Origin of the sequence: Sphingopyxis sp. H050 (assembly GCF_001468265.1) — a bacterium.
Taxonomy (GTDB): domain Bacteria; phylum Pseudomonadota; class Alphaproteobacteria; order Sphingomonadales; family Sphingomonadaceae; genus Sphingopyxis.
The window spans coordinates 189,265-214,127 of sequence record NZ_LNRZ01000008.1 but is presented as its reverse complement, the minus strand read 5'-3'; the positions used below and the strand labels follow the sequence as shown (position 1 = coordinate 214,127).

Genomic DNA, 24,863 nt, shown 5'->3' with positions numbered 1-24,863 from the left:
CGTAAATCTCAATTGAAAGGGGAATCTACTATGAGGAAGCTTGCCGTCGCAATGGCGTTGGCCTCCACCGCCCTGGCGTCGCCGGCTCTGGCGCGCGACAACTCCTGGTATGTCGGAGTTGGTGGCGGTGTGATGATCGTCGAAGATCTCGATCTCGACATCGGCGCTGCCGACAATGCCGGTTCGCTCGATCACCGCAAGGGTTACGACTTCGAAGGTACCGTCGGGTACGACTTCGGTGGTTTCCGTGCGGAAGTCGAAGTTGGCTACAAGGAAGCCGACATCAAGTCAGGTCGCTTCACGACGCCCGGTATTCCGCAGAGTGTTTCGGGTACCGGCCCTCTCGCGACGGGTGCCTTTGCGCTGAATGGTGACTCGAACGCCCTGAGCTTCATGGTCAACGGTCTGCTCGACTTCGGTGACGACGACGGCCTGCAGGGCTTCGTCGGCGGCGGTGCCGGTGTGGCGCGCGTCTCGGTCGAGCCGGTCTATGCCGGTGCGTTCCTCGACGATTCGGACACGGGTTTTGCCTGGCAGGCGATTGCAGGCGTTCGCGCTCCGCTCAGCTCGAACTGGGATGTCGGCCTGAAGTATCGCTTCTTCAACGCCAGCAACCTCGACTTGGTCGATCAGGTTGGCCGCGATGTTTCGACGCGCTTCCGTTCGCACTCGATCCTGGGCACGCTGACCTACAACTTCGGTGGCGCAGAACCGCCGCCGCCGCCGGTGGTGTGCGAGCCCGGACCGTACATCGTGTACTTCGACTGGGATCAGTCGAACATCACGCCGGAAGCGGCTTCGACGCTCGACAACGCGATCAGCGCCTACAACCGTGGCTGCTCGGGTACGCAGGTCTGGCTCGCCGGTCACGCTGACCGTTCGGGTTCGGCAACGTACAACGTTGGCCTGTCGAACCGTCGTAACGACGCCGTTCGCAGCTACCTGACCGCTCGCGGTATTTCGGATAGCTCGATCAGCGCCGAAGGCTTCGGCGAAAGCCGTCCGGCCGTTGCGACTGCCGACGGCGTCCGCAACGACCAGAACCGCCGCGTGGAAATCAAATACGGTCCGGGTTCGGGCATGTAAGATTTCCAACCCGGTTCGGGTTTGAGACAAGAGGGGCGGTACCGAAAGGTGCCGCCCTTTCTTGTTAGGTGTGCGAGGCCGTTGGCGGCGCGCTTTTTATTTGCCCCTGCTGCAAAATGTTATACCATAACAGCGCAGATTGGCTCGCGGTGCGAGTCAAAGATCTGCGGCGCGGGGCAAGCGCCGAGGTGGCATGGGCTCCGCCGGACAGGGAGAGAGAGGATGCGCAAGCTTCGTAGCCGGTTTCACCAGAGCGTCTTTCGCGCGGACCCCAATGGCGATCCCGACATCAACACCACGCCGCTGATCGACGTGATGCTGGTGATGCTGGTGATGTTCATCATCACCATCCCGCCGCCGACGCACAGCGTCGATATCACGCTGCCGATCGGCGGCCACGCCGAGGTCCGTGACGAGAATCGCGTCACGATCGACACGCGCGATATTATCCGATGGAACGGCGAGCCGGTCGATCTCGCGCAGCTTGGCCAATTGGTCAAACTGGCAGCGGATCGGCCCGAACAGGCGACCTTGATGTTCGAACCCGAGGCCCGCGCGCGCTATCTGCGCGTCGACGAAGCGATCGGGGCGATCCGCCGCAACGGCGGCAGCAAGCTCGCGTTTCCCGGCATCCACCAATATGGCGGCCTGATTTGAGCCGAAGTGTTGGCGGGCGGCCGCTTTGGGGTGCGGAGCGGACGTTCAATTCTCGTCATGCTGAACTTGTTTCAGCATCCATGGGCTGAGCTCGAATGAAATGCCGCGCCTGAGGAAACGGCAGACCATGGATCCTGAAACAAGTTCAGGATGACGAAGCTATAAATGTCGTGTTTCGGTCGTTTCCGGTCGTTCCCTTGTCCGTTCGTGTCGAGCGAAGTCGAGACACCCATCGATCTCGCGCCACGCCGAGGGGCATCTCGACTTCCGGGGCAGCCGGAAGTTTATCCTGAGCGCCTGCCAAGGCAGTCGAAGTAGGTTAGGCAGCCTCCGGTCGCTATCTGCCATCGTGCCCCGTATTGCGCCGGCGAAAACGGGGTGGGGAGTTCTCGGTCAGCTTTCAGGCCGAGCGAAGCATGATGGACTAAGGGCGAACCTCATCGCCTGCGGCATACGGTGGCAGATTGGCAACGGCTTCTCGAAACGCCGAGATAATTTCAGTGACGCTAAAGCTGCGATCCCACAGGTCCGTGGCCAAGGTGCTGATTGCTTGAGCGAGAACGGGATTGTCCGGCCACGGGTTTGCTTTGTGAAGCTCGCTCACCGCGAGCGAATAGCGGTAGGACGCTTCATACAGCGCCGTCTGCCAATCATCGCGTTTAGCCTGCTCGTGCTCGTTATTCATCGGGCTGTGATGCCACCAACTCGCAACGTCCGCAATTAGGAAGCCTATTCCTCGGCTTAAACGGCAAAGAACGGTCGTTACCGGTCATCCCGTCCCAATCGGCACGACTGTCAAAAACGACCGAAACCGGTCATAGCCACCCGCCGCCATCGTCAGCCGGCGGGCGCGGTTCCCGGGCGCAGATATTGCAGCATGTAGCCGACATAGTCGGACTTGCCGAGCGGGACGCCCATGTGGCGGAGGATCGCATAGGCCGCGACGGCGTGGAAATAGAATTGCGGCAGCGCCCAGTCGCGGATGTAGCTGTCGGCGGTCATGTCGAACGCCATGCCGTTCGGCAGGTCGAAGCCGATGGGCCGGGCGCCGTCGTTGCCGAGCGCTGCGGGCGTGACGCCGTTCAACCAGGCGATCGTCTCGGCGATCTGCGTCTGGAGTCCCGCGAAGTCGGTGGCGTCTTCGGCGAGCGCGGGCGCGCCGGTCGCGCCGAGGCGCGTCGGGGCCTGCGCCGCCTGCACGCAGGTCGAGCGGACCTGCGCCGCGAGCGGGAACATGTCGGGCGCGAGGCGCGAGGCGATGAACTGGAGCTCGCCGACGCTGTTCTCCGCGCCCCATGCGAGCGCCTTGTCGAGCTGGCCCGAGAGCGCGCTGAGGCCATGGACATAGGCGGGGATGATGCGGTCGTGGAGCGTCATGGTCATCGGGGCGTCCTTGATAGGGTGGCGATCGGGAATAATGGCGCTCAGGCGGCGGCGAGACTGTCCTGAAATTGCAGGCGCGCGAGGCGGGCGTAGAGGCCGTCGGCGGCGACGAGCGCGTCGTGTTTGCCCTCCTCCACGATGCGGCCCTCGTCCATCACGACGATGCGGTCGGCGGCGCGGACGGTCGCGAGGCGGTGCGCGATGACGATCGTGGTGCGGTCGTGCATCAGCGTTTCGAGCGCGTCCTGCACCAGCTTTTCGGATTCGGCGTCGAGCGCCGAGGTCGCCTCGTCGAGGAGCAACAGCGGCGCGCGGCGCAACAGGGCGCGCGCGATCGCGACGCGCTGGCGCTGGCCGCCCGACAGGCGCGCGCCGCCTTCGCCCATGAAGGTGTCGAGGCCTTGCGGCAACTTGCGCAGGAAATCCTCGGCATTGGCGGCGCGGGCCGCGTCCCAGAGCTCGTCGTCGGTGGCGAGCCAGTTGCCGTAGCGCAAATTGTCGCGCGCCGAGGCGGCAAAGATCACCGTCTCCTGCGGCACCATTGCGATGCGCGCGCGAAGATGGGCGGGGTCGAGCTCGGGCAGCGGCACACCGTCGAGGCGGATCTCGCCGCCCTGTGGATCGTAGAAACGCTCGGCGAGCTGGAAGAGCGTCGACTTGCCGGCGCCAGAGGGGCCGACGATCGCGACGGTCTCACGCGGGCGGATCGCGAGGCTGAAATCGTGGAGCGCCGGGGCGTCGGGGCGGGTCGGGTAGCGGAACTCGACATGGTCGAATTCGAGCGTGCCGAGGGGTGGTTCGGGCAGCGCGCGGGGGCCGGCGGGCGCAGCGATGCTGGGTTCGGCGTGGAGCAGCTCGCTGAGCCGTTCGGCGGCGCCGGCGGCGCGGAGCAGGTCGCCATAGACCTCGGTCAAGGCGCCGAAGGCGCCCGCGACAAGCCCGCCGGTGAGGACGAAGGCGGCGATCGTGCCGCCGGTGATCGTGCCCGCGGCGACGCCGGCGGCGCCGTACCACAGCAGCGTCGTGATCGCGCCGAACAGCAGGCCGATGACGATCGCGGTCATCGTGGCGCGGAGGCGGATGCGGCGCTTTGCGGTCGCGAAATTGGCCTCGACTGCGGCGGTGAAGCGCTCGGCCTCGCGCGCCTCCTGCCCGAAGGCCTGGACGATCTTCATCGCACCGAGTTGCTCGGCGGTGGTCGCGCCGATGTCGGCGACGCGGTCCTGGCTGGAACGCGAAACATTTTGGAGGCGGCGGCCGAGCAGCACGATCGGCATGATGATCACCGGGATGCCGAGCAATATGCCCCCGGTGAGCTTGGGCGACAGGGTGAAGAGATATGCGATGCCGCCGATGCCCATGACGGTGTTGCGAAGCGCGACCGAGACGGTCGTGCCGACGGTCTGTTCGATGATCGCGGTATCGGCGGTCATGCGCGAAGCGATTTCGGACGGGCGGTTTTCCTCGAAGAAGCCGGGGGCGAGGCGGAGGAGGTTCTGCTGCACCGCCTGGCGAATGTCGGCGACGGTGCGCTCGCCTAGCCAGCTGACGAAATAGAAGCGGAGCGCGGTCGCGAGCGCGAGGATCACGACGATCACGTAGAAGAAGCGGAAATGCGGGCTGACGTCGCCGCCGCCGGCGACGAAGCCCGAGTCGATCATTTCCTTGAACTGATAGGGGATCGCGAGCGTCGCGAGCGCGGCGATGCCGAGCGCGACAGCGGCGACGAGCAGCTGCAGCGGGTAGCGGCTGGCATAGTGCCACACCATGCGCAGGCTGCCGAGCTTGCGGGGCTGGGTCGATTTGTCGGATTTGGTCGCCATTTGTCATCGCCGTAGCAGCCGCAGGGGTGCCGCTCAACGCCGCAGAATGGCGGCGGGCTTCAAGGACCATGAAGCAGGACTGCGTAAAGGGAGATAGAATCCATCTGCCGCAATCTTTGGCGGTTGCCCGCGAGCCCGGACATGATCACTCGATCGGACACGACGGCGTTCGCTGTCCCATAATATTGTCGACGAAATAGGGGGTGCAACGATTTTGATGCATTGCACAATGACAGCGTTGCCCTAGACTGGCGTTCGAGCAGGGACGCCGGAAGAGCGCCCGACAGGACGCAAGGACATGGGAATGCTGTATCACGCCTTTGAAATGCAGAAGAGCTGGCTCGCGGGGGCGAGCGCGCTGGCGACCGCGGGGGCGCAGGTCATCCAGCATCCCGCGAACCCGCTCGGCTATTTCGGGGGCAGCCCGATGTTCGCCTCGGCGCTCGAAGTGTTCGCGCACGCCTCGGCGCCGCGCGGCAAGCCGGGGTTTGAACTGTACGAGACGGTGGTCGAGGGCGAAACCGTGCGCATCACCGAGCGGGTCGAGGCGCGCAAGCCGTTTGGCCAGCTCAAGCATTTCAAGCACAAGGCGAGCGAAGGCAAGCCCAAGCTGCTGATCGTCGCGCCGATGTCGGGCCATTATGCGACGCTGCTGCGCGGGACGGTCGAGCGGATGATCCCCGAGCATGACGTCTGGATCACCGACTGGCGCGACGCGCGCAACGTGCCGCTGGAGGCGGGTCAGTTCGATCTCGACGATTATATCGACTATCTGATTTCGTGGCTCGAGCATATCGGGCCGGGCGCGCATATGCTGGCGGTGTGCCAGCCGTCGGTGCCGAGTCTCGCGGCGGCGGCGATCATGGCGGCGGACAAGCACAAGTGCCGGCCGAAGACGCTGACGATGATGGGCGGGCCGATCGATACGCGCAAAGCCCCGACCGCGGTCAACGAACATGCGATGACGCGGCCTCATGCATGGTTCCAGGAAAATGTGATCGTCACGGTCCCGGCCTGGTATCCGGGCGCGGGGCGCCGCGTCTATCCGGGCTTCCTCCAGCTCGCCGGCTTCATGTCGATGAACCTCGGCAATCATATGATGAGCCATTGGGCGATGTTCAAACATCTGGTCGACGGCGACGGTGAGAGCGCCGACAAGACCAAGGAGTTCTACGACGAATATCGCGCGGTCTGCGACATGACCGCCGAATTCTATCTCCAGACGGTCGACGTCGTGTTCCAGCGTCACGCGCTGCCGAAGGGCGAGATGCTTCATCGCGGCAAGCCCGTCGACCTGACCAAGATCGAGGATATCGCGATCCTGGCGATCGAGGGCGAGCGCGACGATATTTCGGGGATCGGCCAGACGAAGGCGGCGCTGACGCTGGCGAAGGCGCTGCCGGCCGAGAAGAAGAAATATTATATGGCGAAGGCCGTCGGCCATTACGGCATCTTCAACGGCCGCAAATGGCGCGAGGAGATTGCGCCGGTCGTGGAGAAGTGGATCCGCAGCAACGGTTGATAGCGACCGGTTGCCGCCTTCCTAACCCCGCTCGCATCTAGACCTTCGACTGCCTTGCAGGCGCTCAGGATAAACTTCTGGCTGCGCCGGAAGTCGAGATGCCCCTCGGCGTGGCGCAAGGTCGATGGGTGTCTCGACTTCGCTCGACACGAACGGACAAGGGAACGACCGAAAACGACCGGTAGCGGCCTAACCTACCGCCGTTCGCATCGAGCCCTTCGACTGCCTTGGCAGGCGCTCAGGATAAACTTCCGGCTGCGCCGGAAGTCGAGATGCCCCTCGGCGTCGCGCGAGGTTGATGGGTGTCTCGACTTCGCTCGACACGAACGGAAAAGGGAGGTGACGGCTAACGACCTATAGCTTCGTCATCCTGAACTTGTTTCAGGATCCATGGCTCGCCGTTTCCCTCGACGCTGCGTCAAATTCGAACACAGGCCATGGATGCTGAAACGAGTTCAGCATGACGAGAATTGAGGGGCAGCTCCCCACCCCAAAGCGGCCGCAGCCCTCATTCTTTGCGCCGGCCCAAGGTGCTCAATGCCAGGGCGAGGTTCGTACGCTCCAGTAGATCAGGTAGAGCAGCCCTCCCCACAGGAGCAGGATGAAAGCCATGCCGGTGCGGCTCGACGGGCGTTCGCTCGCGGCCTCGGCGGCGGCGTGGAGTTCGGCCCAGAGGGGGGCGGGGATCAGGCGGCGCACCAGGATCAGGCCCAAGGGCACGATGATCAGATCGTCGAGCCAGCCGAGCACCGGGATGAAATCGGGAATGAGGTCGATCGGCGACAGCGCATAGGCCGCGATCGCGACGGCAAGGATGCGCGCAAGCATCGGCACGCGCGGGTCGCGCGCGGCAAGCCAGGCGGCATGGGCCTCGACGGCGAGGCGGTGGCCGAGATCGCCGATGCGTTCGGAAAGGGATTTGCCCGAAGAAGGTTTGCCGGTCATCGCGATCTACACTAGCCTCCCCGCATGGCTATCCAACTGAAAAGCGCGCGCGTCGAGCGCTGGCCCGTCGCCGGAGAATTCGTGATCGCGCGGGGCGCAAAGGATCATGTCGATGTCGTCGTCGCCGAGGTCGAGGCCGAAGGTGCGACCGGGCGCGGCGAAGGGACGCCGGTCTATTATCTGGGCGAAGATGCGGCCGGATGCCGCGACCAGATATTGCATGCGGCTGGGCATATCGGCGACCTCGACGCGGCGGCGGCGCGTGCGGCGATTCAGGAAATCATGGGGCCGGGCGCGGCGCGCAATGCGCTCGATTGCGCGCTGTGGGATCTGGAGGCGCGGCAGCGCGGCCTGCGGCTATGGCAGCTCGCCGGCTGCGACGGCGCGCCGACCGCGCGCACGACCGCCTACACCATCTCGCTCGGCACACCCGGCGGGATGGCCGAGGCGGCGGCGACCGCCGAGGCCAACGGCTATCACCTGCTCAAGGTCAAGCTGACCGGCGAGGGCGACCGGCTGCGCGTCGCGGGAGTGCGCAAGGGGGCGCCCAATGCGCGGTTGATCGTCGACGCCAACGAGAGCTGGGGGCAGATCGACATTTTGAGCGAGGCCGAGGCGCTCGCCGACATGGGGGTCGAGATGATCGAGCAGCCGGTGCCGGTCGGCACCGATGCGCTGCTCGACCAGATCTACGCCCCGATCCCCTTCGTGGCCGACGAAAGCTGCCAGGTCGCGGCCGATGTGGCGCGGATCGGGCCCTTCTATGATGGGGTCAACATCAAGCTCGACAAGGCGGGCGGGCTGACCGAGGCGTTGCGCCTTGCCGATGCGGCGGACGCGGCGGGATTGTCGATCATGGTCGGGTGCATGCTCTGCACCAGTCTGGCGATCGGTCCCGCGTTCGTGCTGGCACAGCGCGCGAAATGGGTGGACCTCGACGGCCCCGCGCTGCTGGCGCGGGACCGCGAGGGCGGGTTCGAGTTTCGTGAGGGGCGGATCGGGCCGCGCGTGGCGTGATTGGGCCTCCCCATGCCTTCGGCAGGGGGGAGGATCGATCAGAGCGACACCTCGGCGTGTTTGCCGAGTTCGCTGCCCTTCATAGTGATACCGGTCGCCAGCTTGAACAGGCCCTTGAGGCTCGGCTCGGCGGTCCAGATTTCGGCGTCTTCGAGGTCGAAGCGGAGGAGGACGAGCTTGGGGTCGTCCTTGCCGCCTTCATACCAAGCCGCAATGCTGTTGTTCCAGAGCTTGTCGAGGACCGCGCGATCGTCCTCGCGGCGGAGGGTGCCCGAAATGCAGGCGTAGAGATCGTGGCCCTTTGACGCGAACTGCGCCATCGCCGGGCCGCCGCCCGCGATGCGGTTGTCGGTCGCGGTGAAGAACCAGAAGGCGCTGTCGGCATCCTTGTCGAGCTGCGCGTTCATCGGGATATGATGCTGGCGCTCGCCGGTCAGGCCGATCATGACATAGGGGCTGGCGTCGAGCGCCTTCCAGAAATCCTGCTTGATATCGTCGCTCATCGGTCGGTCTCCATTTGCCCCCCGATGAGCGATAAACGCGCCTGAATGCCGTATGTTGCGACCTTTCAGCGCAGGCGCGGCTCGGCATAGCTGACAACCTCATATTCGATGCCGTCGGGGTCGAAGAAATAGAAGCGGCGGCCGGGGTCGTAATCGCCATGGTTGAAGGGCGTGAGACCGACCGCCTTCACGCGCATTTCGATCGTGTCGAGGTCGTCGACCTGCACGCCGAGATGGTTGAGCGGCTCCCCCTTTGGATAGCGCGCCTCTGCGTGCTGGCCGTCGGGGCCGGTGTAGAGCGCGACATAGTCGCTATCGGTCCCGAGGTGGATCGTACGGCCGCCGTCGCGCGCGGGGCCGCGCCAGCGTTCGTGCCAGCCGAAGATGGCCGACAGGATACCCGCCGTGCGATCGGGGTCGCTGACGGTCAGGTTCACATGTTCGATGAAGGGGTGCGTCATGATTCTGCTTTCGTGATTCGGGTTGACGCAGCGGTATATGAAAGCTCAAGTGAGGTTTAGATCAAGCGGAAAGCGAAAGACCATGAGCATTCATCGGACCGACCTGATCGCGATCGGCGAATTGGCGGCGCGCACGGGCACCGCGGTGTCGGCGATCCGCTTCTATGAAGCGAAGGGCTTGCTCGAGGCGCTGCGGACCGGTGGTCGGCAGCGGCGCTTCCTGCGTGCCGATATCCGCCGCGTGTCCTTCATCCTGATCGCGCAGCAAATGGGGCTGAGCCTCGAGGAGATCGCGGGCGAGCTGGCGCGGCTGCCCGCGGGGCGGACGCCCAACGCCGCCGACTGGACGCGGATCAGCACCGGGCTGCGCGCACGGATCGACGCGCGGATCGCGGCGCTGGAGCGGACGCGCGCGCTGCTCGACCAGTGCATCGGCTGCGGCTGTCTGTCGTTGAAGAAATGCGGGCTCTACAACGCTCAGGACAAAGCGGCGCAGCGCGGCGCGGGGCCGCGCTACCTGATGGGCGATCGGGCGGGGGAGATTGCCGAGGTGGGATGACGGCAACGGTTTTGGGGGTGGGGAGTGGACGTTCCATTCTCGTCATGCTGAACTTGTTTCAGCATCCATGGGCTGAGCTCGAATGAAATGCCGCGCCTGAGGAAACGGCAGACCATGGATCCTGAAACAAGTTCAGGATGACGAAGCTATAAAGGTCGTGGTCCGGTCGCAACCGGTCGTTCAGACCGCGGGCAGGCTCTCGATTTCGGGCGCGCCGGCCAGGCAGGGGCCGAGTTTGGCGCCGAGGGTGCGGAAGTGATCCGACGCCCGGTGCGCGGCGATCGCCGCCTCGTCGTCATAGCATTCGAGCACCTTGTACACGCCGGTCTCGGCGGTGCGGAACAGCTTGTAATAGCTGTTGCCGGGTTCGTTCGCGTGCACCGCGGGGGCGAGCTCGGCGAAGATGCCCTCGAATTCGGCTTCCTTGCCGGGCTGGACGCGCAGCGTTGCGATCACTCCGATACCGCTCATGTCATTCTCCTTGTTGGTCAGGCCTTGAGGTCGGGGTCGACCTCCCAGCCGTCCTCGACCTGGATGCCGAAGCTGTTCAGCATCATCGAAACCTGGGTGTATTGGCCGACGGTCATGACAAGGTCCATGCGGCCCTTGTCGCCGAGCGGCGCGAGCGCGGACCAGCTGGCGTCGAAAACGAAGTGATGGCTCGTGAGGTCGTCGGTCGCGCGCAGCATCGCGCGGTCGATGTCGCTCCAGCCGTCGGCGTCGGGGCCGGCCTTGATGCGTTCGATCTCGTCTTTGGTCAGGCCGCTGTCGAGCCCGATGCGCCTGTGCTGCGTCCACTCATAGCCCGAGCGGCAGTTGTAGCCGGTGCGCAGGATGACGAGTTCGCGGTCGCGCGCGGACAGCGCATTGTGGCGGGACAGGATGTAGCTGCCCCAGCCGAGAAAGGCGGTCAGCGCTTTCGGTGCGCGCGCCAGCGTGCGGAAGATGTTGAGCACCCGTCCGCCGCCGACCTTGCCGCCGCCATTGTCGAGGAACGGCGACAGCGCAGCGCGCTGGTCGGCATCGAGCCGGCCGAGATCGACCGGCTCGATACGCGGAGCGTTCAGACGCAAATCAGAAGACCTCGAACAGGCCCGCCGCGCCCTGGCCGCCACCGATGCACATGGTGACGACGGCATATTTGACGCCGCGGCGCTTGCCCTCGATCAGTGCGTGGCCGACGCAGCGCGCGCCGGTCATGCCGAAGGGGTGGCCGATCGAGATCGAGCCGCCGTTGACGTTGAGCAACTCGTTCGGGATGCCGAGCGTGTCGCGGCAGTAGAGGACCTGCACGGCGAAGGCTTCGTTGAGTTCCCAGAGGCCGATGTCGTCCATCTTGAGCTCGAAGCGTTCGAGCAGCTTGGGGATGGCGAAGACCGGGCCGATGCCCATTTCGTCGGGCTCGGTGCCCGCGACCGCCATGCCGACATAGCGGCCGAGCGGCTGGAGGCCCTTCTTTTCGGCGACCTTGGCTTCCATCAGCACCGCGGCCGACGCGCCGTCGGCGAGCTGGCTGGCGTTGCCCGCGGTGATCGTGTGGCCTTCGCCCATCACCGGCTTCAGGCTCAGCAGGCCTTCGAGCGTGGTGTCGGGACGGTTGCACTCGTCCTTGTTCGCGACGACGTCCTTGAAGCTGACTTCCTTGGTTTCCTTGTCCACGACCGCCATGGTGGCCGGGCACGCGACGATTTCGTCGTCATATTTGCCCGCGGCCTGCGCGGCGGCGGTGCGCTGCTGCGACTGGAGCGAATATTCGTCCTGCGCTTCGCGGCTGATGTTGTAGCGCTTCGCGACGACCTCGGCGGTGCCGATCATCGGCATATAGGTGTCCTTGTGCATCGCGATCAGCTCGGCGTCGGTCTCGATGAAGACCTTGCCGCTGCCGCTGACCTTCGAGATGCTCTCGATGCCGCCGGCAACCGCAATGTCCTGGCGGTCGACGATGATCTGCTTCGCGGCGGTCGCGATCGTCATCAGGCCCGATGAGCATTGGCGGTCGATCGACATGCCGGGGACGGTGACCGGCAGGCCCGAGCGCAGCGCGATCAGGCGCGCGACGTTCATCGTCTGCGACCCCTGCTGCATGGCGGCGCCGAACAGGACGTCGTCGATCTCGCCGCCTTCGATCCCGGCGCGTTCGACCGCGGCGCGAACCGCATGGGTGCCCAGCGTCGGGGCGAGGGTGTTATTGAAAGAGCCGCGCGCCGCCTTGGTCAGCGGGGTGCGGGCGGTGGAAACGATGACGGCGTCACGCATGATAATGTTCCTTCTTACTTAAGCCCTCCCCTGCAGGGGAGGGTTTGGGTGGGGCATGTCAGGGGAAGCCCAAGGCCAACAGGCCCTCCCCCGACCCCTCCCGCAAGCGGGAGGGGAGATTTACCTCAAACGAAAAACTGGCTGATCCATTCGGCGATCAGCGCGGGCTTTTCCTCGCCTTCGATCTCGACGGTCACTTCGTTGGTCTGCTGCCACTGGCCGGGGCGTTTCTCTTCGAGTTCGAGCAGCTTGATATGGCTGCGCACGCGCTTGCCCGAGCGGACGGGCGACAGGAAGCGGACCTTGTTGCAGCCGTAGTTGACGCCCATCTTCACGCCGCCGACCTTCGGACCGTCGGTGCTCGCGCCGAGCATCGGCAGCAGCGAGAGCGTCAGGAAGCCGTGGGCGATCGTGCCGCCGAACGGCGTCAGCTTGGCCTTTTCCTCGTCGATATGGATGAACTGGTGATCGCCCGTCGCGTCGGCGAACTTGTTGATCATCTCCTGATCCACAAGCACCCAATCGGACGTGCCGAGATGTTGTCCAACCCTGGTTTGCAGTTCCTGCGGTGTGATGCTGGCCATGTGCCATCCCCTCTGATCGTTGGTTCGGGGCGCGTTCTAGGCCTGTCTTGCCGCGTTGCACAAGGGCCAAGCCCCGCGCCCGCGCCGCCGTAGCGTCAGCCGGGCTTGGCGGCCTTTGCGGCGCTTGCCTTGGGTTTCGGGGACTCGGGATAGGGCATGATCATCGTGCCGTCGGGCGCCGCGGTAAAGGTGGTCTGCGTCGGATAGGCGAACTCGTATCCGGCCGCGGCCAACGCCTCGAACAGCCGGATGCCGACGTCCGTCCGCGCCGCGACCACTTCCTCGAACTGTTCGGTGAAGACGTCGAAGAGCAGCTCGAAATCGAGGCTCGACGGGCCGAAGGTGAGGAAGCTCGACCGGATGAATTCATGCCCCGCGGCCTTCACCTGCTCCTCGAGCAGCGCGGGCAGGTCGCGCAGCATCTGCGGCGTCGTCTGATAGATGACGCTGATCGTGAAGGTCACGCGGCGGCGGTGGAGATGCGCGAAATTGGTGATCTCCTTGCCGAGCAGATTGGTGTTCGAGATCACGAGCAGCTCGCCGTTGACCGAGCGCAGCCGGGTGCTCTTGAGCCCGATGCGCTCGACCGTCGCCGTGCTGGTGTCATATTTGATCGTCTCGCCGACGCGGAACGGCCGGTCGAAGATGATCGAGAGCGACGCAAACAGGTCGGAGAAAATGCCTTGGGCGGCCAGGCCGATCGCGATGCCCCCGATGCCGAGGCCGGCGATCAGGCCGGTGACGTTCACGCCCATATTGTCGAGAATGACGATGATCGCGATCGCAAATAGCGCGACGCTAATCAGCAGCCGGATGATCCCCATCGCATTGCTGAGCGTCTCGTTATGCCCTTCGGCGGCGCGGCGGCCGATCAGGCCGAGGATGATCTCGCGCACCCAGATCGCGACCTGCAACACCACCGCCACGGTAAAGACGAACTGGATGATCTGCAGGATCGCCGCGGGCGGCTGGGCATAGCCCGCGACCATGCGAACCGCGATGATCGCGATGACCGCCGACTTGGTCTTGTGGATCACGCGCCCGGCGATGTGGGTCAGGGTGAGGTCGCCCTCGGCCGATTGCGCATATTTGAGCGCGAAGCGGCGCGCCATCGAGAGGACGAAATAGATCAGCAGCCCGGCGCCGACCGCGATGCCGATTTGCAGCCAATGACTGTTCACCCAGGCGACGCTGACATCCCAATAATGCTGGAGGTCGGCGAGCGGATCGCCTGGGGGCGCGGCCGTTTCGGCGATGGGCTTTGCGGGCGCGGCTTTGGCGGCGGTCAAAAGCGAAAGGGTCATGACGGTATCTTGGCGGATCAGGCGGAGCGAAGCAACGCCTCGGCGCCCGGGGCGCGTTCGAGCCAGTTCAGAAAGCCGCGCTCGTAGCGCGAGAGATATCGGGTCGCGCGCGGCAGTCGGCCGGCGTCGGCGGCGAAGCTGCCGCGCTCCTGCGCCGCGGCGATCATCGCGGGGTGGACATAGGCCTTGCGCGCGACCGCCGGCGTGTTGCCGAGCCAGTCGGCGACATGCGTCACCATCGCCTTCAAAGTCGGCGGTTCGGGCGCGTCGTAGAGATAGGTGAAGGCCTCGACGCTCGCCGACCAGGTGCGGAAATGTTTGGCGCTGAAATCGGCGCCCATCGCCTCGCGGATATAGCTGTTCACGTCGGCGGAGCCGACCGCGCAGAGGCTGTCGGCATCCCGATACTGAAAGAGATGTTGACCCGGCAGGTCCTGGAGGCGGCGCACGAGCGTGGTCAGGTTGCGGTCGGTGATCGAGACCTCGCGCTGCGCGCCGCCCTTGGCGCGGTAGCTGAGGCGGAGCGTCTTGCCGCTGAGCGTGGCGTGGCGCTGGCGCAATGTTGTCGCGCCGAAGCTGTTGTTCGCCGCCGCATATTGCTCGTTGCCGACGCGAAGGGCGGCAAGGTCAAGCAGGCGCACGACCGCACCGACGACGCGTTCCTGCGACAGCGAACGGCGCGCAAGGTCGTCTTCCAGCCGCGCGCGGAGCAACGGCAGCGCATGCCCGAAGGCGGCGCAGCGGTCATATTTGTCGGCGTCCTGCGCGAGGCGGAATTCGGGGTGATAGCGATATTGCTTGCGCCCGCGCGCGTCATAGCCGGTCGCGAGGATATGCCCGTTGGGCGCCGGGCAGAACCAGGCGTCTTCATAGGCGGGCGGCAGCGCGATCGCGTTGAGGCGGTCGATTTCCTCACGATCTCGGATGATCTTGCCCTGGGCGTCGCGATAACGCCAGCCGACGCCCGAACGCGTGCGGCTGATGCCGGGCAGGCTGTCGTCGACATGGATGAGGGGCGTTGGCGGCATGGGGCATTAGCGCGCCGACGCCGCTTATGGTTCCCCGACCGGCTAGCGGCTCTCGGTCAGCGCCTGTTTCGGGGCAGCGAGCAGGCGGTCGCCGGCGCGCTGGGCGAAGCGGCGGCCGGGCACTTCCAGCCAGACATGGAGCAGATGCGAGACCGCCAGCGTCATGATGACGAAGGCCGCGATCTTGACGGGCGGCACCATCGCGGGATCGTCGACGAAGAATAGCTTGAAGAGGATCCACAGGAAGAAGTGCGACAGATAGACGGCGTAGCTGATGTCGCCGAGCCATTGCGCGATGCGGCCGGCGAGCAGGGGTTTCGCCGCAACCGATGCTTGCAGCGACAGGATGACGACGGCGACCATGATCAGCGGGATCGCGGCGGGTTGCGACAGGCTGAACAGCAAGGTCGCGCCGAGGGCAGCGAAGCCGAGCGCGGTGCCGACAATTACGGCGGTGCGGCCCCCGGCTTGTTGCGCGGTCCACCATTGGCAAAGCAAGATGCCCATGCCGAACTCGATGAGGCAGCGCAGCAGGCCGGTGGCGGGAATATCCTGACCGATGCTTGTGCGCCCGGTCGCGGCGAACCACGCGCCGAGGCCTGCCGCCAGCCCGATGATCAGTAGCGGAAAGCTCCATCGGCCGGGCGACAGCCGCGCGATCCGGCCCCCGGTGACAGCGAGCAGCAGATAGGCCGCCCATTCGGTCGAGATCGACCAGGCCGGGTCGTTCCAGGTCAGCCGGTCGCCGAAGCCCCAATTCTGGACCAGCAGATAATGGGCGGGCAATTGGACGAAGCTGTAGTGCGCGCCCGGATCGCGCCCGCTGACGAGCAAAGCGAGCGCAAACAGCGCCATCGCCGACAGGATCGCGACATGCAGCGGAAAGATGCGCGCAAAGCGCCGCATGATGAAATGCGGCGCGCCGCGCGCACCCTGCGCGCGGAACTGCGCGCCATAATTCCACCACAGCACGAACCCCGACAGCACGAAGAACAGGTCGACCGCGAGATAGCCTTGCCCCAAAACCGAAATCACTTGCGGCGGCGCGAAGCCGGTCATGCCGCCGCGGATATGATAGAAAAGCACCATCAGCGCCGCGATGCCGCGCACGCCGGTCAGCGTCGGCAGCATCCGGGGCGAGGCGGCGGTCCCGCTCATGCCGCCGCCATCGGGCGCATGGCGAGCGGCCGCCAGCCCGATTCCTTTTCGCGGCGGCGGCAATAGGTGGTCAGCCCGATCTCGAGCGCCAGCATCATATAGATGAAAGGCTGGAACGCGATCGCGACGAACAGCGATCCGATCAGATAGACGATGTGCCCGTGCTGGAGCGCGGTCGCGAGCGGTGCGATCCATTGTTCCTCGCCGCGGCGCGTCTTCAGGTATCGCCGCCTGATCCGCTCCATCTGGATGAGCCCCGTCAGGTGCAGCATCAGCCACAGCGTCAGCCCCGGATAGCCCTGCTCGCCGAGCATCTCGAAATAGGCCGAGTGATAGGCGCGCGATTCCTCTTCATAGACGCTCGCGACCTCGTCGGGCTTGCTCGCTTCCTTTTCGACGCGGACGCGGTTCTGGAGATAGGCGTTGAAGCCGCCGCCGAACGGGTGGTCCTTGGCATAGTCCCACGTCCACGCCCACACCGCGACGCGCGTCGAGGCCGACTGGTCGGACTTGTAGCCGCGGATCGTCTCCATGCGCTCGGTATAGCTTTGCGGGAGGAAGGGGATGGCGGCGGCCGCGAGCAGCGCTGCACCGACCATATAGAGGATGCGGTGCTTCACCGCGCGCAGCGACAGGATCGCGAGGACGGCGAGGCAGATAAGACCCGTGCGCGCCTGCGTCCCGACGGGCAGCAGGGCGCAAGCGAAGACCAGTGCGAAGCAGAAGAGCGACACCATCCAGTCGGACGGGAAGATCGTGCCATGCTTGCGATACCAGAGGATCAGCGGGATGATCGAGATGGCGACGCACGACATGGTGCTGCCCTCGTAGAGGCCGTAATTTTCGCTGAGCAGCAATTGGAGCGCGCCATAGCCGCCGCCGCCCGCCGCCGTCTTGATGCCGCCCGCGATCGCGATTGCGGCTGCGGAGAGGAGCAGGACGAGCGCCAGCGCCTCGATGCGGAGCTTCGTTCGCAACGTCAGCGGCAGGAAGATGGCCCAGATCAGCGCCTTCCACACCCAGCTCCACTTGTCCGCTGCCTCCACCGGAAAGTCGGCGTAGATCGTCGTCATCCAGCAATAGAAGAGGAGCACGACCATCAATGTCTGCCGCCCCGACCATCGCGTGTCGCGCTTGTCGTCGGCGGCGAGCCAGCCGAGGATGGCGAGCCCGAAGACGATCAGCGAGATCGGGATCGAATTGATCAGGAAATAGCTGAGCCGCTGCGGCGCGACGATGTCGATGTAGCAAAAGCAGAGCACGAACAGGAATGGCTTGCGAAAGCCGATCCCGATGAAGGCGAAGAGGAAGGCGACGAAGGCGAGGTCACGCATCGGACGCGGCGTCCCTTGCCCGCGCCTCGGCATCGCGTTGCCGCCGCCACGCGTCGCGCGGGCTCACCTCCTGATCAAGATCGTCGCGATGAAGCAGGCGCCATAGCCCGATCGCCAGCAGCACATGCGTCAGGGCAATGGAAAAATTGTCGATCATCTGGGTCCTGACCCTAAGCAGCTTGCCCGATTTTGTCCCGTGGCTCTATGCCCGTTTGCAGCGTCTCTACGGCAACGGGGTTGACGTGCCGTTAAGCGTTGTATGGCAGAGGCTTGGCCGATGACCCGCATACTTCACGTCCTCGATCACAGCCTGCCCACGCATAGCGGCTACACGTTTCGCACCCGCGCGCTGATGAAGGCGCAGGTCGCGAAGGGCTGGGACGTTGCGGGCGTTACCGGCGTGCGCCACCCGATCCCGGGTCCCGCGGTCGAGACCGTCGACGGGCTGACTTTTCATCGTACCCCGCCGATCGCACCCGCGCCTTCGCCGCTCCGCGAATGGCGCGAGATCGGGGCGCTCGCCGCGCGGACCGAAGCGCTGGTCAAGGAGTGGCAGCCCGATCTGCTGCACGCGCATTCGCCGGTGCTCGATGCGCTGGCGGCGCTCCGCGTTGGGAAAAAGCTGGGTATTCCAGTGATATACGAAATCCGCGCCTTTTGGGAGGATGCGGCGGTCGGCAACGGGACCGGGCGCGAGGGCGGGCCGCGCTATCATCTGATCAAGGCGATCGAAACGCATGCGGTAAAATCGGTCGATGCGGTGGCGGTGATCTGCGAGGGCCTACGCGGCGACCTGATCGCGCGCGGCATCGATGCCGCCAAGATCACCGTTTCGCCCAATGGCGTGGACCTCGACCTGTTCGGCGATCCGCCGCCCCGCAACGATGCGCTGGCGGGCGAGCTGGGGCTGGCAGCGGGCGACGCGGTGATCGGCTTCATCGGCAGCTTCTATGACTATGAGGGGATCGACGACCTGATCGCGGCCATGCCGGCGCTGGTCGCCGCCGAGCCGCGGGCGCGGCTGCTGCTCGTCGGCGGCGGGCCCATGGAGGCTGCGCTGAAGGCGCAGGCCGCGGCGTCGCCGGTCGCCGATCACATCCTGTTCGTCGGACGCGTACCGCACAGCCAAGTCGAGCTTTATTATTCGCTGATCGATATCCTCGCCTATCCGCGCAAGAAGATGCGCCTGACCGATCTCGTCACGCCGCTGAAACCGCTCGAGGCAATGGCGCAGGGCAAGCTGGTCGCGGCGTCGGATGTCGGCGGACACCGCGAACTGATCGAGGATGGCGTGACCGGCACCTTGTTTGCGCCCGACGATCCCGCGGCGATCGCGGCAGCGCTCGCCCGGCTGCTGCGCGATCGCGGTAGCTGGGGCGAGCGGCGGGATACGGCACGCGCTTTCGTCGAAAAGCATCGTAACTGGTCGTCAAACATTTTACGTTACGAACCTGTTTACCAGCGGCTGCTTAACAGCAGGGGGCGCTGAGACTATGGATTTGCTTTATATGGACGATAGCGGCGAAACTTCGGGACAGACGCGCGGGGCGGCGCTGCTCGCCGCGCTGCGTCCGGCGCTGCCTGCCGTGATCGGCGCCGCAGCGCTGACCTTTCTCTTCGCCGCCGTGATGCCGATGGCGTGGGTCGCCGGCATCAGCTGGAACCTCTATCTCGACCGGCTGTCGGACTTTTTCGTGCCGCCGGTCGGCAACGCCGCCCGCCTTTCGCTGGCGCTCGGCATGTCGGCGGTGGCCGCGCTGCTCGCCGGCTTTGTTGCACTGGTCGTGGCGACGCCCGAGGCTTCGGGCCTTGCAGCCGTCCGCCGCCGCGTACGCCGGTCGGCTGCTGAGAGTGACGAGGCGCTGCCCCGCCGCCGCGCCGACCTGCACCCCGACGACCTGCCGCGCGCGCCGATCCGCGCCGGACGCGATCTGCCCGCGGGTGGACTGGGTCCGATCGCGTCGGCCGACGACGAACGCGCTATCGCCGTTCCGGAGGCGGCCGACTGGCCGGTGGACGGCGAACTGATCCTTGCCGACCTCGCGCCCGTCGAAGTCGACGTCGAAGGCGAAGAGCCCTGGCTACAGCCCGTCGAATCGACCGGCCCCGCCATGCCCGACCCGACCGACAATTCGATCGGCGCGATGGTCGCGCGCTTCGAAGCGGGACTTGCAAGCCGCCGCCAGGCGCAGGCCGCGACCGCCGCTATCCCGGTGCCTGCCGTTCCGATCACGGAAAGCGCCGGCGAAGAGGAGATCGACTTTGCGCTCGAAGCGGCGCTCGGCACGCTGCAGCGGATGAACCGTCAAGCCATCGGCTGAGTTTCGCGAGCGGTCAGTCCTCGACCGTCAGCACCTCGATCCGAAAATCGCCATCGTCGCCTACGGGCTCGACCGCCATGTCGGCGACAATGTGCCCGCGCAGACGCCATTCGATGTCGGTCAGGCGCTGTTGCAGGGCGATCAGCGACGTTTGTCCGATACAGGAAAAGATATGCCGCGCGCCGACGAAGTTGGCGCTTGCCCACGGGCGCAGGGTCGAGCCGGTGACGATGACGCCTTCGGGAAGCTCGGCGGCGAGCAAGCGCGACAGGCGGCCGTGCGGGCAGGATGGGCGCGCCGGCGCGGCGGGGGACCAGCGGATCATGCGGCCGCGCCTTCATCGCGGCGACGGCGGTCGCCCTGCCGGGTGACGCGGCCCCGGCGAAAGTCGGCCCGCCATTTGTTCATGAAATGTTCCACACGGCAGATAATGTCGCGGCCGGCATCGCGGCCGCCGCGCAGGTCGGCGACGAGGCGCGGGTCGCGCACGGCGGCGCGGCCGAACACGCTCGGCGGCATGTCCGATTCCTTCAGGAAATTCTCGATCCGTTGCAGCAGGCTGCGTTCCATCCACGTCCTCCTCAAATGCCTCGTCGGGGCGACTCGCTCCGATAGGATATTTCCTATTTGATGATCATTTTCCTACTTGTCTAGGAAAAATCCTATCGCTATGGATGAAATAGGAAGGACCAGCCTCCAATGACCGTCATCACCGACTTCGACATGGATCCGCGCGCCGCGCTCGACCGCCTGCTCATCGAAAAGGGCGTGGATTATGCCCAGCTCTCGGCGCGCATCGGGCGCAACCCCGCCTATATCCAGCAATATATCAAGCGTGGCTCGCCGCGACGTTTGGCCGAGGAGGATCGCGCGCGCATCGCCGCCTATCTGGGCGTGTCCGAAGCCTTGCTCGGCGGCCCCGAGCCGCGCGTCGCGTCCGTGCCGGCGCGGGCGCGCGGATCGAGCATGGTGCTGGTGCCGAAGCTCGCCATCGGCGCGTCGGCGGGCGCGGGCGCGAGCATCGACGGCGAGGCGGTCGAGGGCGAGGTCGCCTTCGATCCCAAATGGCTGCGCGGGCTCGGCGCCGATCCACGCGCGCTCAGCATCATTCGCGTCGAGGGCGATTCGATGGCGCCGACGCTGAACGACGGTGACGACATCATGGTCGACGGCGGCGATGCGGCCGGCCGGCTGCGCGACGGCATTTACGTGCTGCGCATGGACGATGTGCTGATGGTGAAGCGCATCGCGCGCGCGCCGGGGCAGGGACTCGTCTCGGTGATCAGCGACAATCCGCACTACAAGAGCTGGGACGATCTGCCGCTCACCGCGATCCGGCTGGTGGGGCGGGTCGTGTGGACGGGACGGCGGGTGCGCTAGATCGGCTCGGCCATTACCGCGTCGATCTCGTGCTCCAGCACTTCGGCGCGGTCGCATTGGTCCGCGTTGCCGTCGCGGCATTTCTCGGCGGCCTTGTCGCGCTGGCGCGACAGCTTGCCGAGCTTTTCCTCGCGCTCGCGCATCGCGCGGCCGCGGTTGCGGTCGGCTTCGTCCTGGCTGGTGGTCGTCCAGTCGGCGACCTTGCCCACGGCCTTGACCGGCGCAGTGACGACCTTGCCGACGGTGCTGATGCAGCCGCCGAGCAGTGGCGCGGACAGAAAAACGAACAGGACAGTGCGCATCACGAACTCCATTGGCAGCCATTCCCCTTTGCATAGCCGCCGGTGGCTGAACAGGGGATTGCGACGGACGGCTCGTCGGGGCAGGGCTGTGCCGACCCAGAACATCTCCCTCGATTCAAAAATTTGCCGATCGAATCGATGCTGTTAAGATGCCCCCGCGCCGATGGCGTCATGGCCACCGGTGGGAGGGAGGGTCCAATGACGAATATCCAAAAGGGCTTGGCCGAGTTTATCGGCACATTCTGGCTTGTCTTCGGCGGGTGCGGCAGCGCGGTTCTGGCCGCCGCCTTTCCCGATGTCGGTATCGGTCTGCTTGGCGTGTCGCTGGCGTTCGGGTTGACGGTCGTCACCATGGCCTATGCGATCGGCCATATCTCTGGCTGCCATCTCAACCCCGCGGTCACGGTCGGCTTGTGGGCGGGCGGGCGCTTCGATGCGCGCGACATCCCGCTCTATGTCGTGGCGCAGGTGCTCGGCGCGATCGTCGCGGCGTTCCTGCTCTTCTATATCGCCAGCGGCAATCCGGCCTATGATCTTGCGACCAACGGCCTCGCGGCGAATGGCTATGGTGAGGGATCGCCCGGCAACTACGACCTGATTGCGGGTTTCACGATCGAGATCGTGCTGACCGCCGCCTTCCTCTGGATCATCATGGGATCGACCGACGGCCGCGCGCCCGCGGGCTTCGCCCCGCTCGCGATCGGGCTTGCGCTGACACTCATCCACCTGATCTCGATCCCGGTGACCAACACCTCGGTCAATCCGGCGCGCAGCACCGGTCCGGCGCTCGTTGTCGGCGGAATCGCGCTCCAGCAATTGTGGCTGTTCTGGGTCGCACCCCTGATCGGCGGTGCGGTCGGCGGCGTGCTTTACAAGACGCTGGGGGCAGACACTTTCCCCAAGCCGAATATCGAAGGCGAATAATCGGCGCAGCGGCGGGGGTGCGAAGCCTCCGCCGCTCTATTTCAGCAGGTCGACCGCAAAGGCGCGAACCTCGTCCGCCATGTCGGGCCGCTTGAGGGCGACCGCGAGATTGGCCTGGATATATCCGGCCTTCGAGCCGCAGTCGTAGCGGGCGCCGGCGAAGGTGACGGCGTGGAAGGGCTGGGTGCCGATCATCGTCGCCATTGCGTCGGTGAGCTGGATCTCGCCGCCGGCGCCCTTCTCCTGCCCCTCGAGCACGCGCATCACCTCGGGCTGGAGGATGTAGCGGCCCGAGATGATCAGGTTCGAGGGCGCCGCATCGGCCTTCGGCTTCTCGACGAGGCCGGTGACCTCGGTCAGCGCGCCCTCGCTCCGGCCCGGCGCGATCACGCCGTAGCTCGATACCTGCTCGTGCGGCACTTCGAGCACCGAGATCAGATTGCCGCCGACTTGGCTGTAGGCATCGACCATCTGCTTCATGCAGCCAGGCGAGCCGTGCATGAACTCGTCGGGCAGAAAGATCGCGAAAGGCTCGTCGCCGACGATGTCGCGCGCGCACCAGATCGCGTGGCCGAGCCCCATCGGCTCCTGCTGGCGGACATAGGCGCAATTGCCGGGGCCGAGCCGCGTCGCCTCGAGCACCGACAGATCCTTGCCGCGCTCCGACATCGTCTTTTCCAGTTCGAAGGCGATGTCGAAATGATCCTCGATCGCGCTCTTGCCGCGGCCGGTGACGAAGATCATCTGCTCGATCCCCGCCTCGCGCGCCTCGTCGACCGCGTACTGGATCAGCGGCCGGTCGACGATCGGCAACATCTCCTTCGGGATCGCCTTCGTCGCGGGCAGGAAACGCGTGCCGAGACCGGCAACAGGGAAAACGGCTTTGCGGATCGGTTTCATGCGCGCGGCTTAGCGGGCTTTGGTGACCAAGAAAAGAATAGGAAAAGCCCGTTGCACGATGCGGCAAATTGCGCGACGCAGCGACGGGGGTTCCGGTGTCCGGGACTTTAAGGGGAACCAAGATGCTCAAACTTCGGATTGCCGTGCTGCTGGCCATGCTCATCCCGGTCGCGGCGCTGCCGGCCCATGCGGCCGAAACGGCGGCGCAGGACGAGCTTCGGGCAACCCGGGCGGCCGAGCTTGCCGCACTGTTAAACAGTACCGCCGAACTCAGGTCCCAGATCGACCGGGTGCTCGATGGAATCTCGACACAGGCTTTCGCCACCGATCCCAATCTCCGCCTGCTGAAGGAGGAATATCCGGGCGTGGAAAAGGTCTTTCGCGATACGATGCGGCCGATCATGCTCGACGCGGTCGAGGCGATGATGCCCGCCTATAACGCCGACACCGCCGCCTTTTTCGCACGCAATTTCACCGCCGCCGAATTGGGCGAGTTGCTCGGCTTCTGGAATTCGCCGGCGGGGAGGACGGTGCTGGGGCAAACGGTGAAGAACGCCGACTTTGCCGCGATCACCAAGGAGGTGGTCGAGCAAATGGGGAACGAGGAACTACAACTCAGCTCCGCGGCGATCGATGCGGACAAGCGCAAGGCGGCGACCGCCGCGGTCCGCGATCTGTCGTCCGAGAACCGCGCGGCGGTGATCCGGTTCGGTCTGACTCCCACAGGAATCAAGATGCGGCGCCTGCTGCCGGAGAAGAACCAGATCGACCATAAATGGGCCAATCGCGATCCCTCGCCCGAAACGGTTGCGCGGATCGAACGCGAGGTCCCAGCGGCGCTATCGGCCTTTATCGAAGCCGAAAGCAGCAAGCGCGCGGGCGCGAAATAGGCGGCGGATTGCCGCGCTCGCTCACGGCGGGGTGATGATCACGACGACGCGGCGGTTGTCCTGCCGGCCCTCGACCGTGCTGTTCGGCGAGATCGGCGTCGTCTCACCGCGCCCGATGATCTGATCGGCCGAAAAGCGCATGCCATTGGCCTGGAGCGGCGCGGCGACGGCGACGGCGCGCGCCCGCGACAGCCGCTGGTTGTATTTCGTGCTGCCGGTCGAATCGGTGTGGCCCTCGACGCGGGCGGTGAAGATCCCGACCGAGGCGAGGTTGCGCGCCAGCCGGCCGAGCCGTTCGATCTGGTCAGGCTCGAGCGTGCTTTCATTCGATGCGAAGAGCAACCGCTCGTTCAGGGTCAATTCCCAGCCAAGTTCGGTTTGGGTGAAACCTTCGGCCTTGAGCGCGGCGACCTGTTCGGTGTTGAAGCCTCTCGGGGCGGGTACGCTCTGGCACGCCGCGAGCAGCGTAGTCGCGCATATCAGCAAGAGGGCCAGGATGGGACGGGGCAGGGCTTGGGTCACATTC

30 protein-coding genes are annotated in these 24,863 nt (G+C 65.5%); 10 read left to right on the top strand and 20 right to left on the bottom strand.

The window, feature by feature from the left end; translation table 11 throughout:
* Positions 1-30 precede the first annotated feature (30 nt).
* Positions 31-1,086 carry an OmpA family protein gene (locus ATE67_RS16600; protein ID WP_197411977.1) on the top strand — a complete coding sequence of 352 codons (1,056 nt, stop codon included), beginning with the start codon at positions 31-33 and terminating at the stop codon, positions 1,084-1,086.
* 222 nt (positions 1,087-1,308) lie between these two features.
* Positions 1,309-1,743, top strand: coding sequence for an ExbD/TolR family protein (locus tag ATE67_RS16595; RefSeq protein WP_058817767.1), 435 nt, complete (start codon positions 1,309-1,311; stop codon positions 1,741-1,743).
* A 424-nt stretch (positions 1,744-2,167) separates the two neighbouring features.
* Here ATE67_RS16595 and ATE67_RS16590 read toward each other — a convergent pair whose 3' ends face one another.
* The 3 genes from ATE67_RS16590 to ATE67_RS16580 all read right to left on the bottom strand — a co-directional run bounded on the left by ATE67_RS16590 (position 2,168) and on the right by ATE67_RS16580 (position 4,949).
* Positions 2,168-2,428, bottom strand: a complete 261-nt coding sequence (locus tag ATE67_RS16590) for a hypothetical protein (protein WP_058817766.1) — start codon at positions 2,426-2,428, stop codon at positions 2,168-2,170.
* Between the two features lie 152 nt (positions 2,429-2,580).
* The gene (locus ATE67_RS16585) at positions 2,581-3,126 is read right to left on the bottom strand and encodes a DUF1993 domain-containing protein (protein WP_331458778.1); all 546 of its coding nucleotides are present in this window, start codon (positions 3,124-3,126) and stop codon (positions 2,581-2,583) included.
* A gap of 41 nt (positions 3,127-3,167) precedes the next feature.
* The gene (locus ATE67_RS16580; protein ID WP_058817765.1) at positions 3,168-4,949 is read right to left on the bottom strand and encodes an ABC transporter transmembrane domain-containing protein; all 1,782 of its coding nucleotides are present in this window, start codon (positions 4,947-4,949) and stop codon (positions 3,168-3,170) included.
* A gap of 304 nt (positions 4,950-5,253) precedes the next feature.
* Here ATE67_RS16580 and ATE67_RS16575 point away from each other — a divergent pair, with 304 nt between their 5' ends.
* Complete coding sequence (locus ATE67_RS16575) at positions 5,254-6,471, top strand: polyhydroxyalkanoate depolymerase (protein ID WP_058817799.1); 1,218 nt, start codon at positions 5,254-5,256, stop codon at positions 6,469-6,471.
* Positions 6,472-7,005: 534 nt separating this feature from the next.
* On the opposite strand, the gene ATE67_RS16570 is transcribed toward ATE67_RS16575, so the two are convergent.
* On the bottom strand, positions 7,006-7,416 hold the full coding sequence (locus tag ATE67_RS16570; protein ID WP_082660442.1) for a YkvA family protein: 411 nt from the start codon (positions 7,414-7,416) through the stop codon (positions 7,006-7,008).
* A gap of 24 nt (positions 7,417-7,440) precedes the next feature.
* Between ATE67_RS16570 and ATE67_RS16565 the strand changes: the two genes are divergently transcribed.
* Positions 7,441-8,433, top strand: a complete 993-nt coding sequence (locus tag ATE67_RS16565; RefSeq protein WP_058817764.1) for a dipeptide epimerase — start codon at positions 7,441-7,443, stop codon at positions 8,431-8,433.
* A gap of 38 nt (positions 8,434-8,471) precedes the next feature.
* Here the strand turns inward: ATE67_RS16565 and ATE67_RS16560 are convergent, their stop codons facing one another.
* On the bottom strand, positions 8,472-8,936 hold the full coding sequence (locus ATE67_RS16560; protein ID WP_058817763.1) for a pyridoxamine 5'-phosphate oxidase family protein: 465 nt from the start codon (positions 8,934-8,936) through the stop codon (positions 8,472-8,474).
* A 65-nt stretch (positions 8,937-9,001) separates the two neighbouring features.
* Positions 9,002-9,397 carry a VOC family protein gene (locus tag ATE67_RS16555; protein WP_058817762.1) on the bottom strand — a complete coding sequence of 132 codons (396 nt, stop codon included), beginning with the start codon at positions 9,395-9,397 and terminating at the stop codon, positions 9,002-9,004.
* A gap of 82 nt (positions 9,398-9,479) precedes the next feature.
* On the opposite strand from ATE67_RS16555, the gene soxR reads away from it, so the two are divergent.
* A complete protein-coding gene (soxR, locus tag ATE67_RS16550; protein WP_058817761.1) occupies positions 9,480-9,956 on the top strand; it encodes a redox-sensitive transcriptional activator SoxR in 477 nt (158 codons plus the stop codon).
* A 180-nt stretch (positions 9,957-10,136) separates the two neighbouring features.
* Here the strand turns inward: soxR and ATE67_RS16545 are convergent, their stop codons facing one another.
* The 9 genes from ATE67_RS16545 to ATE67_RS21735 all read right to left on the bottom strand — a co-directional run bounded on the left by ATE67_RS16545 (position 10,137) and on the right by ATE67_RS21735 (position 17,777).
* Complete coding sequence (locus tag ATE67_RS16545) at positions 10,137-10,427, bottom strand: putative quinol monooxygenase (RefSeq protein ID WP_058817760.1); 291 nt, start codon at positions 10,425-10,427, stop codon at positions 10,137-10,139.
* A gap of 17 nt (positions 10,428-10,444) precedes the next feature.
* Positions 10,445-11,029 (bottom strand): carboxymuconolactone decarboxylase family protein, encoded by a 585-nt coding sequence (locus ATE67_RS16540; RefSeq protein WP_058817759.1) that lies wholly within the window; start codon positions 11,027-11,029, stop codon positions 10,445-10,447.
* A 1-nt stretch (position 11,030) separates the two neighbouring features.
* Positions 11,031-12,212, bottom strand: coding sequence for an acetyl-CoA C-acyltransferase (locus ATE67_RS16535; protein ID WP_058817758.1), 1,182 nt, complete (start codon positions 12,210-12,212; stop codon positions 11,031-11,033).
* Positions 12,213-12,337: 125 nt separating this feature from the next.
* Entirely contained in the window at positions 12,338-12,796 is a 459-nt protein-coding gene (locus ATE67_RS16530; protein WP_058817757.1) for a MaoC family dehydratase, read from the bottom strand.
* Positions 12,797-12,891: 95 nt separating this feature from the next.
* Positions 12,892-14,100 carry a mechanosensitive ion channel family protein gene (locus ATE67_RS16525; protein ID WP_058817756.1) on the bottom strand — a complete coding sequence of 403 codons (1,209 nt, stop codon included), beginning with the start codon at positions 14,098-14,100 and terminating at the stop codon, positions 12,892-12,894.
* Between the two features lie 17 nt (positions 14,101-14,117).
* Complete coding sequence (locus ATE67_RS16520) at positions 14,118-15,128, bottom strand: DNA topoisomerase IB (protein WP_058817755.1); 1,011 nt, start codon at positions 15,126-15,128, stop codon at positions 14,118-14,120.
* Positions 15,129-15,170: 42 nt separating this feature from the next.
* Complete coding sequence (locus ATE67_RS16515; RefSeq protein ID WP_156417073.1) at positions 15,171-16,286, bottom strand: acyltransferase family protein; 1,116 nt, start codon at positions 16,284-16,286, stop codon at positions 15,171-15,173.
* Positions 16,283-17,620, bottom strand: coding sequence for a putative O-glycosylation ligase, exosortase A system-associated (locus ATE67_RS16510; protein WP_058817753.1), 1,338 nt, complete (start codon positions 17,618-17,620; stop codon positions 16,283-16,285). The genes ATE67_RS16515 and ATE67_RS16510 overlap by 4 nt, the downstream gene beginning before the upstream one ends.
* A complete protein-coding gene (locus ATE67_RS21735; RefSeq protein ID WP_197411976.1) occupies positions 17,613-17,777 on the bottom strand; it encodes a hypothetical protein in 165 nt (54 codons plus the stop codon). Before ATE67_RS21735 ends, ATE67_RS16510 begins: the two co-directional genes overlap by 8 nt.
* Before the next feature lie 120 nt (positions 17,778-17,897).
* Between ATE67_RS21735 and ATE67_RS16505 the strand changes: the two genes are divergently transcribed.
* Both ATE67_RS16505 and ATE67_RS16500 read left to right on the top strand, forming a co-directional pair.
* The gene (locus ATE67_RS16505; protein WP_058817797.1) at positions 17,898-19,109 is read left to right on the top strand and encodes a TIGR04063 family PEP-CTERM/XrtA system glycosyltransferase; all 1,212 of its coding nucleotides are present in this window, start codon (positions 17,898-17,900) and stop codon (positions 19,107-19,109) included.
* Between the two features lie 4 nt (positions 19,110-19,113).
* On the top strand, positions 19,114-19,941 hold the full coding sequence (locus tag ATE67_RS16500; protein ID WP_231728202.1) for a hypothetical protein: 828 nt from the start codon (positions 19,114-19,116) through the stop codon (positions 19,939-19,941).
* Between the two features lie 13 nt (positions 19,942-19,954).
* On the opposite strand, the gene ATE67_RS16495 is transcribed toward ATE67_RS16500, so the two are convergent.
* Both ATE67_RS16495 and ATE67_RS16490 read right to left on the bottom strand, forming a co-directional pair.
* The gene (locus tag ATE67_RS16495) at positions 19,955-20,266 is read right to left on the bottom strand and encodes a hypothetical protein (RefSeq protein ID WP_058817752.1); all 312 of its coding nucleotides are present in this window, start codon (positions 20,264-20,266) and stop codon (positions 19,955-19,957) included.
* Positions 20,263-20,511, bottom strand: coding sequence for a hypothetical protein (locus ATE67_RS16490; protein ID WP_058817751.1), 249 nt, complete (start codon positions 20,509-20,511; stop codon positions 20,263-20,265). Before ATE67_RS16490 ends, ATE67_RS16495 begins: the two co-directional genes overlap by 4 nt.
* A 129-nt stretch (positions 20,512-20,640) precedes the next feature.
* Here ATE67_RS16490 and ATE67_RS16485 point away from each other — a divergent pair, with 129 nt between their 5' ends.
* Complete coding sequence (locus ATE67_RS16485) at positions 20,641-21,321, top strand: S24 family peptidase (protein ID WP_197411975.1); 681 nt, start codon at positions 20,641-20,643, stop codon at positions 21,319-21,321.
* Here the strand turns inward: ATE67_RS16485 and ATE67_RS16480 are convergent.
* Positions 21,318-21,623, bottom strand: coding sequence for a hypothetical protein (locus ATE67_RS16480; protein WP_058817794.1), 306 nt, complete (start codon positions 21,621-21,623; stop codon positions 21,318-21,320). The two genes, ATE67_RS16485 and ATE67_RS16480, sit on opposite strands and share 4 nt — an antisense overlap.
* A gap of 198 nt (positions 21,624-21,821) precedes the next feature.
* Here ATE67_RS16480 and aqpZ point away from each other — a divergent pair, with 198 nt between their 5' ends.
* Complete coding sequence (gene aqpZ, locus ATE67_RS16475) at positions 21,822-22,547, top strand: aquaporin Z (protein ID WP_058817750.1); 726 nt, start codon at positions 21,822-21,824, stop codon at positions 22,545-22,547.
* Between the two features lie 36 nt (positions 22,548-22,583).
* Here aqpZ and galU read toward each other — a convergent pair whose 3' ends face one another.
* Positions 22,584-23,447, bottom strand: coding sequence for a UTP--glucose-1-phosphate uridylyltransferase GalU (galU, locus tag ATE67_RS16470; protein WP_058817749.1), 864 nt, complete (start codon positions 23,445-23,447; stop codon positions 22,584-22,586).
* 122 nt (positions 23,448-23,569) lie between these two features.
* On the opposite strand from galU, the gene ATE67_RS16465 reads away from it, so the two are divergent.
* Entirely contained in the window at positions 23,570-24,337 is a 768-nt protein-coding gene (locus ATE67_RS16465) for a DUF2059 domain-containing protein (protein ID WP_058817748.1), read from the top strand.
* A 21-nt stretch (positions 24,338-24,358) separates the two neighbouring features.
* On the opposite strand, the gene ATE67_RS16460 is transcribed toward ATE67_RS16465, so the two are convergent.
* Positions 24,359-24,859, bottom strand: a complete 501-nt coding sequence (locus ATE67_RS16460) for an OmpA family protein (RefSeq protein WP_058817793.1) — start codon at positions 24,857-24,859, stop codon at positions 24,359-24,361.
* Between the last annotated feature and the right edge of the window lie 4 nt (positions 24,860-24,863).